Annotated in this window: 13 protein-coding genes; 8 read left to right on the top strand and 5 right to left on the bottom strand. The window is 67.9% G+C overall.

What is annotated here, in order from left to right:
- The first annotated feature begins 71 nt into the window (after nucleotides 1-71).
- Nucleotides 72-818, top strand: a complete 747-nt coding sequence (locus J5474_RS21060; RefSeq protein WP_209363795.1) for a hydroxypyruvate isomerase family protein — start codon at nucleotides 72-74, stop codon at nucleotides 816-818.
- Between the two features lie 58 nt (nucleotides 819-876).
- Here the strand turns inward: J5474_RS21060 and J5474_RS21055 are convergent, their stop codons facing one another.
- Together J5474_RS21055 and J5474_RS21050 are read right to left on the bottom strand one after the other, a co-directional pair.
- Nucleotides 877-1,959, bottom strand: a complete 1,083-nt coding sequence (locus J5474_RS21055; protein ID WP_209363793.1) for a tartrate dehydrogenase — start codon at nucleotides 1,957-1,959, stop codon at nucleotides 877-879.
- A 7-nt stretch (nucleotides 1,960-1,966) separates the two neighbouring features.
- Nucleotides 1,967-3,043 carry a tartrate dehydrogenase gene (locus J5474_RS21050; RefSeq protein ID WP_209363791.1) on the bottom strand — a complete coding sequence of 359 codons (1,077 nt, stop codon included), beginning with the start codon at nucleotides 3,041-3,043 and terminating at the stop codon, nucleotides 1,967-1,969.
- 94 nt (nucleotides 3,044-3,137) lie between these two features.
- Between J5474_RS21050 and J5474_RS21045 the strand changes: the two genes are divergently transcribed.
- The 3 genes from J5474_RS21045 (at nucleotide 3,138) to J5474_RS21035 (ending at nucleotide 6,269) form a co-directional block, all read left to right on the top strand.
- Complete coding sequence (locus J5474_RS21045; RefSeq protein ID WP_209363788.1) at nucleotides 3,138-4,067, top strand: LysR family transcriptional regulator; 930 nt, start codon at nucleotides 3,138-3,140, stop codon at nucleotides 4,065-4,067.
- 52 nt (nucleotides 4,068-4,119) lie between these two features.
- Nucleotides 4,120-5,016 carry a LysR family transcriptional regulator gene (locus tag J5474_RS21040; protein ID WP_209363786.1) on the top strand — a complete coding sequence of 299 codons (897 nt, stop codon included), beginning with the start codon at nucleotides 4,120-4,122 and terminating at the stop codon, nucleotides 5,014-5,016.
- An 89-nt stretch (nucleotides 5,017-5,105) separates the two neighbouring features.
- Complete coding sequence (locus J5474_RS21035) at nucleotides 5,106-6,269, top strand: mandelate racemase/muconate lactonizing enzyme family protein (protein ID WP_209363784.1); 1,164 nt, start codon at nucleotides 5,106-5,108, stop codon at nucleotides 6,267-6,269.
- 5 nt (nucleotides 6,270-6,274) lie between these two features.
- On the opposite strand, the gene J5474_RS21030 is transcribed toward J5474_RS21035, so the two are convergent.
- From J5474_RS21030 to J5474_RS21020, 3 genes are read right to left on the bottom strand one after another with little or no spacing between them, the layout of a single operon-like run.
- Entirely contained in the window at nucleotides 6,275-6,604 is a 330-nt protein-coding gene (locus J5474_RS21030; protein ID WP_209363782.1) for a type II toxin-antitoxin system RelE/ParE family toxin, read from the bottom strand.
- Nucleotides 6,601-6,867 carry a type II toxin-antitoxin system ParD family antitoxin gene (locus tag J5474_RS21025; RefSeq protein ID WP_209363779.1) on the bottom strand — a complete coding sequence of 89 codons (267 nt, stop codon included), beginning with the start codon at nucleotides 6,865-6,867 and terminating at the stop codon, nucleotides 6,601-6,603. The genes J5474_RS21030 and J5474_RS21025 overlap by 4 nt, the downstream gene beginning before the upstream one ends.
- 60 nt (nucleotides 6,868-6,927) lie before the next feature.
- Nucleotides 6,928-7,629, bottom strand: coding sequence for a GntR family transcriptional regulator (locus J5474_RS21020; RefSeq protein WP_209363777.1), 702 nt, complete (start codon nucleotides 7,627-7,629; stop codon nucleotides 6,928-6,930).
- A 113-nt stretch (nucleotides 7,630-7,742) separates the two neighbouring features.
- Here J5474_RS21020 and J5474_RS21015 point away from each other — a divergent pair, with 113 nt between their 5' ends.
- Genes J5474_RS21015 through J5474_RS21000 form a run of 4 tightly spaced genes read left to right on the top strand, consistent with a single transcriptional unit; the run spans nucleotide 7,743 to nucleotide 11,174 of the window.
- On the top strand, nucleotides 7,743-8,057 hold the full coding sequence (locus J5474_RS21015) for a UxaA family hydrolase (protein WP_209363775.1): 315 nt from the start codon (nucleotides 7,743-7,745) through the stop codon (nucleotides 8,055-8,057).
- A 3-nt stretch (nucleotides 8,058-8,060) separates the two neighbouring features.
- On the top strand, nucleotides 8,061-9,242 hold the full coding sequence (locus J5474_RS21010) for a UxaA family hydrolase (RefSeq protein WP_245216627.1): 1,182 nt from the start codon (nucleotides 8,061-8,063) through the stop codon (nucleotides 9,240-9,242).
- Entirely contained in the window at nucleotides 9,242-10,174 is a 933-nt protein-coding gene (locus J5474_RS21005) for a hydroxyacid dehydrogenase (RefSeq protein ID WP_209363773.1), read from the top strand. The genes J5474_RS21010 and J5474_RS21005 overlap by 1 nt, the downstream gene beginning before the upstream one ends.
- A complete protein-coding gene (locus tag J5474_RS21000; protein ID WP_209363771.1) occupies nucleotides 10,161-11,174 on the top strand; it encodes an Ldh family oxidoreductase in 1,014 nt (337 codons plus the stop codon). Before J5474_RS21005 ends, J5474_RS21000 begins: the two co-directional genes overlap by 14 nt.
- Nucleotides 11,175-11,294: the final 120 nt, after the last annotated feature.

Raw genomic sequence — 11,294 nt, 5'->3', positions numbered from 1 at the left:
ATGGGTGCCCGCGCGCTGACAGAGGCGCAGGTCCGCGCCGTGGTCACGACCTTTGACGTGGAGTGGGATGCATGAAATTCTCGGCAAACCTCGGCTTTCTCTGGGCCGACCGCCCGCTGCCCGACGCCATTCGCGCCGCCCATGCGGCGGGATTCGACGCGGTGGAATGCCACTGGCCCTACGCGGTCCCCGCCGACGCGGTGAAAGCCGCGCTGGACGAAACCGGCCTGCCGCTGCTGGGGCTGAACACGGTGCGCGGCAATCCGGGCGAAAACGGCCTGTCCGCCCTGCCCGGCCGCGCGGCCGACGCGCGCGCCGCCGTCGATCAGGCGATTGCCTATGCGGATGCCACCGGCTGCGGCGCTATCCACGTCATGGCGGGCTTTGCCGAAGGGCCGGAGGCGCACGCGGCCTTCCTCGATACGCTGCGCCATGCCCGCGCGCAGGCCCCCGACACGATCACCCTGCTGATCGAGCCGCTGAACCGCCACGACGCGCCGGGCTATTTCCTGAAGACCACCGACCAGGCGGCGGCGATTTTGTCAGAGCTGGACCTGCCGGGCATCAAGCTGATGTTCGACTGCTACCATGTGGGCCGGACGGAGGGCGACATCACCACGCGCCTGAAGGCGCTTCTGCCCATCGTCGGGCATGTGCAGTTCGCCTCCCTCCCCGATCGCGGCGCGCCGGATCACGGCGAGGTACATTACCCCTACGTCTTTGACGCCATCGCCGCGATGGGCTGGGACCGGCCGCTGGGGGCGGAATACAAGCCCGGCGGCCCGACAGAGGATACGCTGGGCTGGCTTCGCCGCTAGGCCGCGATTGCCCGCGCCGGTCGCCCCGGCGTGGGTCCAGGCACGCAGGCAAAGCCCGTCAGGCCAGCCGCTCCGCGATGGCCTTGCCGCAGGTTTCAGTGTCCGCCGTGCCGCCCAGATCGCGGGTGCGCAGACGCGGATCGGCCAGCACCGCCTCGATGGCACGCATCATGTCGGCGGCGGCCTCCGCGTGGCCCAGATGCTCCAGCATCATCGCACCCGCCCAGATCTGCCCCACGGGGTTCGCCACCCCCAGGCCCGCGATATCCGGTGCCGACCCATGGACCGGCTCGAACAGCGACGGAAAATCCCGCTCGGGATTGATGTTGCCCGAAGGCGCGATGCCGATGGTCCCGGTACAGGCGGGCCCCAGATCCGACAGGATATCCCCGAACAGGTTCGACGCCACCACCACGTCAAAGCGGTCCGGATTCAGCACGAAATGCGCCGCCAGAATGTCGATGTGGTACTTGTCCACCGCGACCTCCGGGTAGGCCTCTGCCATCTCCGCCACGCGTTCGTCCCACCACGGCATGGTGATGGAAATGCCGTTCGATTTGGTTGCCGAGGTCAGCTTGCGGCGCGGCCTGCGGGCGGCGAGGTCAAAGGCGTATCTCAGCACCCGGTCCACCCCGTGCCGCGACATGACGGTTTCCTGCATGACAACCTCGCGCGGGGTGCCTTCGAACATGCGCCCCCCGATGGAGGAATATTCCCCTTCGGTGTTCTCGCGCACGATCCACATGTCGATATCGCCCGGTTGCCGCCCCGCCAGCGGGCAGGGCACGCCGGGCATCAGCCGCGCCGGGCGCAGCGACACATACTGGTCGAACTGCCGTCGGAACTGGATCAGCGACCCCCAGAGCGACACGTGATCCGGCACCGTTTCCGGCCAGCCAACCGCGCCGAAGAACAGCGCGTCATGGCCGCCGACCTGCGCCTTCCAGTCGTCGGGCATCATCTGCCCGTGCTTGAGGTAATAGTCGCACGAGGCGAAATCGACCTCGTCGAACTGCAACCCGATGGCGTGCTTGCTGGCCACCGCCTCCAGCGCGCGCAGGCCTTCGGGGATGACTTCCTTGCCGATGCCGTCGCCGGGAATGACAGAGATCTTCAATGTGTTGGAGGGTGAGTCGCTCATGGTTACCTCAGTCGTTGCGGCCACGGATGGCGGCGATCACCGCCTGCGTGACGTCCTGTGTCGTGGCGCTGCCGCCCAGGTCCGGCGTGTGCAGCGCGGGGTCCGCGGTCACCGCTTCCACCGCCTGCATCAGGCGGTTGGCGGCGGCGGTTTCGTTGAGGTGATCCAGCATCAACGCGGCGGTCCAGAACGTCGCCACCGGGTTCGCCACGCCCTTTCCCGCGATGTCAAACGCCGACCCGTGGATCGGTTCGAACATAGACGGCGCGTCGCGCTCCGGGTTCAGGTTCGCCGTGGGCGCAACCCCGATCGACCCGGCCAGCGCAGCGGCGAGGTCGGACAGAATGTCGGCGTGCAGGTTGGTCGCCACGACGGTGTCCAGACTGGCGGGCTGCATCACCATGCGCACGGTCATCGCGTCCACCAGCATCTTGTCCCAGGTCACGTCCGGGAACTCGCGCGCCACCTCCGCCGCGATCTGGTCCCAAAGCACGAGCCCGTGCCGCTGCGCATTCGATTTCGTGACCACAGTCAGCAATTTGCGTGGCCGCGACTGCGCCAGCCGGAAGGCATAGCGCATGATCCGCTCCACCCCGGCGCGGGTAAAGATCGACACGTCGGTGGCGACCTCCAGCGGCAGACCGGGGTGCGACCGCCCGCCCTGCCCGGCATATTCGCCTTCGGAATTCTCGCGCACGATCACCCAGTCCAGATCGCCGCGTCCCACCCCGCGCAGGGGTGACTCGATCCCCGGCAGCATCCGCGTCGGCCGCACGTTGGCGTATTGGTCCAGCGGTTGGCAGATCGCCAGCCGCAGCCCCCAGAGCGTCAGGTGGTCGGGCACATCCGGCACCCCCACCGCGCCAAAGAGGATGGCATCGAAGGCGCGCAACTGCTCCGCCCCGTCCTCGGGCATGAAAGCCCCGGTGCGGCGATACCGCTCTGTCGACCAATCGAAGCGCGTCACGTCCAGCCCGAAACCGCCGTCGCGCTGCGCCAGCACCTCCAGCACCTGCAGGCAGGCTTCGACCACCTCGACTCCGATGCCGTCGCCCCCGATGGCGGCTATCCTGTGCCGTGTCATGGTCCCCCCTTCGCTTGGTCGGGTGCAGCCTAGACTGCTGCGCCAAATTCTATAATTTCAAAGCAGGAACATCATTCATGCTTTGGATTCATCAATGAGCGGCAGCGATCTGGCCTTCTTCGTCCTGCTGGCCCGGCGCGGCAGCCTTGCCGAAACCGCGCGCGAGATCGGCATCACCGCCTCCGCCGTCAGCCGAAGGCTGGCGCGGCTGGAGGATCGGCTGGGCGTGCGCCTCCTGCACCGCACCACGCGGCGCATCAGCCTGACGGGAGAGGGCGAGGTCTACTTCGAGAAAGCCGCCCGCCTGCTGGCAGAGATCGAGGAACTGGAAGGCACCCTGCGCCGTGGCCGCGAGACCCCGGCGGGGCTGCTGAGGATCAACGCCACATTCGGGTTCAGCCGCCGCCACATCGCCCCCGCCGTCGCGGCATTCCAGCGCCTGCACCCGGCGGTGGAGGTGCAGCTTGTGGTGACCGATGCGCCGCTGAACCTCGTGGAGGAACGCTTTGACCTCGGGATTCGCTTCGGCCCGCCGCCGGACAGCGCGCTGGTGCAGCGATTGCTGCTGCGCAACCGACGTTTCATCTGCGCCGCGCCCGCCTACCTCGACCGCCACGGCACGCCCGCATCGCTTCAGGATCTGACCGGGCACTGTTGCATCGTGCTGCGGCAGGAACACGACATCTATGACATCTGGCGGTTCGACCCGCGCGGCGGCGACAGCCCCTCCGCGCGGGTCGGTGGCGGGCTCAGCACCAACGACGGCGAAATGGCGCGCGACTGGATGCTGGGCGGGTACGGCATTCTGATGCGGTCGGAATGGGACATTGCCCGCCACGTCCGCGACGGGCGCCTGCGCGTGCTGCTGCCGGAGTATCGCCAGACCGCCGACATTCTCGCCATCTACCCCGAACGCCACCACCTGACGGCCAAGGTCCGCGTCTTCGTCGATTTCCTTTCCGACCGGCTGAAGGCCGAAAACGCCCGCGCGCCCTTCCAGTTGACCGACCCCGCGCTGGCCTGAGCCGGCCTGCCATGTCATGTCATGCCGTATCCGCATGAATGGAGGGCGCGGGATGCAGCTGGACCACCTCGAGGATTTCCTCGCCCTGGCGCGGGAGCTGAACTTCAGCCGCGCGGCGCAGGGCCGCAACATGACGCAGCCCGCCTTCAGCCGCCGCATCGCCGCACTGGAGGCGGCGCTGAACGCGCGGCTGGTCACGCGCAGCACGCGGCAGGTCGCCCTGACCCCTGCCGGAGAGGCGCTGCGCCCGCGCGCCGAACGCATCCTGCGCGAGGCCGCAGAGACCCGACAGGAGGTCGCCGCCATCGCGGGCCGCGCGGGATCGGCGATGACGCTGGCCTGCACCCATGCGTTGTCCTACATCTTTGTACCGCGCTGGCTGATGCAGGTGGCGGAACCAGCCGAGCTGGGCGCGCTCAACATGGTGTCCGACACGCAGGCCCGCTGCATGGAACTGATGCAGGGCGGCACGGTGCAGTTTCTTGTCAGCCACGGCGGCGAAACCGGCGCGCCGCCGCTGCCCGAACGCCACTTTCCCGCGCGCCGGATCGGGGTGGACCGACTGGTGCCGCTGTGCGCGCCGGGGCCGGACGGCGGGCCGCGCTGGCCGCTGCACGATGGCCCACCCGCCCCGCTGATCGCCTATGGCGAGGCCTCCGGCCTGCATCGCATCCTCGAAGATCACTGGACCGCGCGCCCCCGGCCCGAGGTCACGCCGGTCATGCACTCCGTCCTTGCCGCCACCAACCTCGAAATGGCCAAGGCTGGCCTGGGCATCGCCTGGCTGCCCCATGCGCTGGCACAGGCAGACGTGGCGCGGGGGCGTCTGGTGCACGCTGGCACGTCTGCTGACGATGTCCCGCTGCGGGTGCTGATCCACCGCCCGCGCGCGCGTCTTTCGCCCCATTGCGAAGCCTTCTGGGAGAAGGTTTCCGCCCTCTCCGATTGATACCGGTGGCGTATGAATAAACCGGCAATCGGCATTGGCCCCCTCCGGGAGGCAGCGCCTATGCTCCCGCCATCACGAAAGGGAGCCCCATGCGCATCATCGACATTGTCGAGGTCACGAAACCCATCGCCTCGCCCATCCGCAACGCCTACATCGATTTTTCGAAGATGACCGCCAGCCTCGTCGCCGTGGTCACCGACCAGGTGCGCGGCGGACGGCGGGTGGTGGGCTACGGCTTCAATTCGAACGGGCGCTACGGGCAGGGCGGGCTGATCCGCGAACGCTTTCGCGACCGGGTGCTAGAGGCCGATCCCGCCAGCCTGCTGACCGACGCGGGCGACAATCTCGACCCGCACCGCGTCTGGGCCGCGATGATGCAGAACGAAAAACCCGGCGGCCACGGCGAACGCTCGGTCGCGGTGGGCACCATCGACATGGCCGTCTGGGACGCCGTGGCCAAGATCGCGGAAAAGCCGCTGTTCCGCCTGCTGGCGGAGCAGAAGGGCATTGAGGCCGATCCGCGCGTTTTCGTCTATGCGGCGGGCGGCTATTATTACCCCGGCAAGGACGACAGCGCGCTTTGCCGCGAGATGCGCAGCTACGTCGATCGCGGCTATACCGTGGTCAAGATGAAGATCGGCGGCGCATCCCTGTCAGAGGACCAGCGCCGGATCGAGGCGGTGCTGCGCGAGATCGGTAGCGAGGCGCGGCTGGCCGTGGATGCCAACGGGCGCTTCGATCTGGAAAGCGGGATCGCCTATGCCAGGATGCTCAGGCCCTACGACCTTTTCTGGTACGAGGAAATCGGCGACCCGCTGGATTACCAGCTTCAGGCCGCCATGGCGGAATTCTACCCAGGTCCCATGGCAACCGGCGAGAATCTGTTTTCCCATCAGGACGCGCGAAACCTGCTGCGCTACGGCGGGCTGCGGCCCGACCGCGACTGGTTGCAGTTCGACTGCGCGTTGTCTTACGGGCTGGTGGAATACCTGCGCACGCTTGACGAGATCGCGGCGGCGGGCTGGTCGCCGTCGCGCTGCATCCCGCATGGCGGCCACCAGATGTCGCTGAACATCGCGGCGGGCCTTGGGCTGGGCGGAAACGAAAGCTACCCGGACCTGTTCCAGCCCTATGGCGGCTTCCCCGACGGGGTGGCGGTGGAGGACGGATATATTACCATGCCCGACCTCCCCGGTATCGGCTTCGAGGGCAAATCCGACCTGATCGCGGAAATGCGCGCGTTGGCGGAATGATCCCGTCAGACCTGCCGCTTGCGGGTCAGGGAGGCGACGTGGCGCGGCAGGTTGCTGTGCCCGTGCAGAAAGTCGACAAAGACGACCTCGGCCGCGAGGTCGACGAAGACCGCGAAATGCTCTCCGGCACGGACAAAGCGGAGCCCATCCGTGTCGTCCCCGGCCAGCACGGCGCAATCGTATGAAACCGCACGCCCCGCCGCCACGGCCTCGCATCTTTCGAGCAGGTCGGCCTGATACCGTTCCGCCTGGGCCGGGCCAAAGCGGTCCAGCGTCCACAAGGCGATGCGATACAGCGACTCCTCGGCGTGCGGCGTCAGCCGCCAGGGTTTCACCCGTCGCTCCGCGCCTGCCGCGCCCTGTCAAAGGCGCGCTTTACCGCCTCCGCCCCATTGCCCTCGGCGCGGGCGCCGTCGCGGGCCTCTGCCAGCGCGGCGCCCAGACGTGCCCGGATCTCAGTCTGTTGCGTTTCCTCGTCCTGCAACAGGCGCAGCCCCGCGCGCACCGCTTCGCTGGCATTCTGGTAGCGGCCCGCCGCCACCAGCTGCGCCAGAAAGGCGTCCATGTCCTCGGTCAGAACAACATTTCTCGTCGCCATGCGCGGCCTCCATCCGGGTTGATGGCAATATATGCCAACGCGAGCGGAAAACAAACGGCCTCAGGACAGCGAGACGAAGTAATCCATGCCCTCGTTGAGCAGATGGCAGGTGCGCAGCTCCACCACGCGGTCGAGCACGTCGACCGCCTCGCGCCGCATCCGCATCACCGGCGCGCCCTCCGGGATCTCCAGCGCGCGGGCCACCTCGGGCGGGGCGGCGACGGCGCGCAGGCGCTCGTCGGCGCGGGTGATGATGATGGAATAGGCCTGCTGATACAGCACATACAGCGCGTTGGTCAGCGGCGCGCGCTCCATGATACCGGGATACAGCGAAGGCGGCAGGCAGGAGACCTCGTATGTCGCCTTGCGCCCGTCGACCGAACGCACGCGGTGGATCTGGATCACCTCTTCGGGCGCGCCGTGCAGGGTCGCAGTCTCCTCCGCGGTGGCGGGGCGGCGGGTGACCTCCTCCGTCACCAGCCTTGGCGCGGTCAGTGTCCCGTCCGGGCGGCGCAGCCGGAAGAAGTTGAACAGCGACGTCTCCGGCGTGCGCACGGTGACAAAGGTCCCCCGCCCCTGCGCCCGCTGCACCAGCCCGCGTTTTTCCAGATCCATCAACGCCTTGCGCGCGGTACCCTGGCTCACGCCCAGGTCGGACCCCAGCTGCGTTTCGCTGGGCAGCATGGCGCCCGAAGGCAGATCGCCGGACGCGATTCGCGCGATGATGGTGTCGATCACGGTCTGATAGAGCGGGGTCGCCATGGGCCAGTCTCCTGAAGTTCTGCGACAAATAGCACTGCCCCCCCGTCCCCGGCAAGTCTCATACATTATGTCTTGTATAAGACTAAGTGTACATGTTACCGACTCGTCAACAAATGACGGACAACGAGGAGGACCAGACCGTGGGCAAACCACATCTTCTGAAACACGATCACACCGACAACGTCGGTGTCGTGGTGGTCGAAGGGCTGACAGCGGGCACCGAGATGCTCGGCGTCGTCACCGCCGACAATTCCGATTTCACCGTGACGGCGAAGGCCGACATCCCCATCGGTCACAAGGTCGCCCTGACCGACCTGTCCGAGGGCGACACGGTGATGAAATACGGCGAAGACATCGGCCGCATGGTGGGCCCCGCCTCCGTGGGCGAGCACGTCCACACCCACAACTGCAAGACGAAACGGTGGTGACCCATGCCCTTTGATTTCAAATCCATGACCGTCAACGCCTGGCGCCGCGAAAACGGCCGCGTGGGCGTGCGCAACCACGTGCTGATCCTGCCCGTCGACGACATCTCGAACGCCGCCTGCGAGGCTGTCGCCAACAACGTGAAGGGCACGCTGGCCATTCCGCACGCCTACGGGCGACTGCAGTTCGGCGAGGATCTCGACCTGCATTTCCGCACCATCATCGGCACCGGCGCGAACCCCAACGTGGCCGCCGTCGTCGTCATCGGCATCGAACCCGAGTGGACGCAGATCATCGTCGACGGCATCGCCGCGACCGGCAAGCCGGTCACCGGCATTTCCATCGAGCAGAAGGGTGATTTCGAGGCGATCCGCCAGGCCAGCTGGAAGGCCAAGGAATACGTGCAGTGGGCCACCGAACTGCAAAAGGAGGAATGCCCGGTCTCCGATCTGTGGATTTCCACAAAGTGCGGCGAAAGCGATACCACCACTGGCCTGTCGTCCTGCCCCACCGTCGGCAACATGTACGACAAGCTGCTGCCCGAAGGCATCTACGGCTGCTTTGGGGAAACCTCCGAAATCACCGGCGCGGAACACATCTGCGAAAAACGCGCCGCCACGCCCGAGGCCGCCGCCGCCTTCATGAAGATCTTCCAGGCCTATCAGGACGAGGTGATCGAACCCTACAAGACCTCCGACCTGTCGGACAGCCAGCCGACAAAGGGCAATATCCTCGGCGGCCTGACCACGATCGAGGAAAAGGCGCTCGGCAACCTCGAAAAGATCGGCCGCACCTCCTCCTACATCGACGCCATGGGCCCTGCCGTGGCGCCCCAAAAGGGGCCCGGGCTCTATTTCATGGACACCTCCTCCGCGGCGGCGGAATGCGTCACGCTGATGGCGGCGGCGGGCTACGTCATCCACACCTTCCCCACCGGGCAGGGCAATGTGGTGGGCAACCCCATCGTTCCGGTCATCAAGATTTCCGGCAACCCGCGCACCCTGCGCACCATGTCGGAACACATCGACGTGGACGTGACCGGCGTGCTGACCCGCGAGCAAACCATCGACGAAGCCGGCGACGCCCTGATCGAGATGATTGCCCGCACCGCCAACGGCCGCCTCACCGCCGCCGAGGCACTGGGACACCGGGAGTTCTCGCTGACGAAACTCTACCGGTCCGCCTGATGCGCGTCGTCGTATCGGAGTTCATGGACCAGGATGCCCTCGCCGCCTTTGGCGAGGGGATCGAGGTGCTCTACGATCCGACGCTGGTGGACGACCGGGAGGCGCTGCTTGCGGCGCTTCCCGGCACCCACGGGCTGATCGTGCGCAACCGCACGCAGGTGGACACCGCCGTGCTGGACGCCGCGCCGTCGCTGAAGGTGATCGGGCGGCTGGGCGTCGGGCTGGACAATATCGACATGGGCGCCTGCATGATGCGCGGCGTGGCGGTGCGGCCCGCGACCGGGGCGAACACGCTGTCGGTGGCGGAATACGTCATCACCACGGCGCTGGTGCTGCTGCGCGGGGCCTATGCGTCAAACGCGGCAATGATCGCCGGCGACTGGCCGCGCAACGCCCTGATCGGCGGCGAGGCATCGGGCCGTGTGATGGGGCTGGTGGGTTACGGCGGCATCGCCCGCGCCGTGGCGGACCGTGCCCGCGCGCTTGGAATGACGATCGCGGCCTTTGATCCCTACCTCTCAGAGAACGACCCGGCGTGGCAGGGCGTTCAACGCTGCACGCTGCCGGACCTGCTGGCGCTGGCGGACGTGGTGTCGCTGCATGTCCCTCTCACCGATGCCACCCGCGACCTGATCGGGGCAGAGGCCATCGCCGGGATGAAGCCCGGCGCCGTGGTCATCAATACCGCGCGCGGCGGAGTGATCGACGAAGCCGCTTTGGCACAGGCGCTGAAGCTGGGGCGGCTGGGGGGCGCGGCGCTCGATGTCTTTGCCACCGAACCCCTGTCCGCCGAGGCGGGCCGCATATTCGCCGGCGTGCCGAACCTGATCCTGACGCCGCACATCGCAGGCGTCACCCAGGAGGCCAATATCCGCGTCAGCCGCCTGACCGTCGAGAACGTGAAGGAGGCCCTGACTCATGCCCCCGCCTGACGCGCAACGCATCCGGCCTGATGCTCAGCTGACCCGGCCCGAGGCGGAAACCCTCATCGCCCGCGCGCTGCAATCCGCCGGGACCGCCCCCGACAACGCGCACAGCGTGGCACGCGCGCTGGTCGCGGCGGAGATCGACGGCCAGAAGGGGCACGGGTTTTCGCGCGTCGCCTCCTACGCGGCGCAGGTGGCCTCGGGCAAGGTCGCGGGCCACGCCCGCCCCACGTCCACCCGCCACGGCGCGCGGCTGGACGTGGACGCCGCGAACGGATTTGCCTTCCCGGCGGTCGACCTTGCCATCGCGGAGCTGATCCGCATGGCCCCCGAAACCGGCGTCGCCATGGCCGCTATCCGCCGCTCGCACCATTGCGGCCAGCTTGGCGCGCATGTGGAACGGCTGGCGGAGGCGGGGCTTGCCGCGCTGATGGTCGCCAACACACCGCAGGCCATGGCCCCCTGGGGCGGCAATCGCGCCCTGTTCGGAACCAACCCCATCGCCTTTGCCGCGCCGCGCCCCGGCCAGCCGCCGCTGGTCATCGACCTGTCTCTGTCAAAGGTCGCGCGCGGCAAGGTCATGGCCGCCTCGAAGGCCGGCCAGCCGATCCCCGAAGGCTGGGCGCTCGACCCCGAGGGCCGCCCGACCACCGACCCCGCGCAGGGGCTGAAGGGCACCATGGTGCCCGCAGGCGATGCCAAGGGCGCCGCGCTGGCGCTGGTGGTCGAAATCCTCGCCGCCCTCGTCACCGGCGCCAACCGCTCCGACGAGGCGTCAAGCTTCTTCGACGCGGACGGACCGCCGCCCGGCGTCGGGCAGATGATCCTCGCGTTCGACCTGTCGCACGCGCCGGGCTTCGGCGAACGCCTCGAAGGGCTGATCAGCGCGATCCTCGCGCAGGACGGCACCCGCCTGCCCGGCAGCCGCCGCCTGACCGCGCGCGATGCGACGCATGTCACTGTCCCCGGACACCTGATGGAGGAGGTCGACGCGCTGATCCGCTGAGAACACCGAGACCAAGAAGCCCGGGCCGCGCAGCGGAGCCGGGACGCCCCAAGACACCCGGAGCGGAGGAGGTTCCGGGTCCACATCCAAAGGCCATATCCAAGGCCACATCCAAGGGAG

The sequence above is a fragment of the Sagittula salina genome (assembly GCF_017813235.1).
GTDB lineage: Bacteria > Pseudomonadota > Alphaproteobacteria > Rhodobacterales > Rhodobacteraceae > Sagittula > Sagittula salina.
This window is presented reverse-complemented; position numbering and strand designations above follow the sequence as displayed.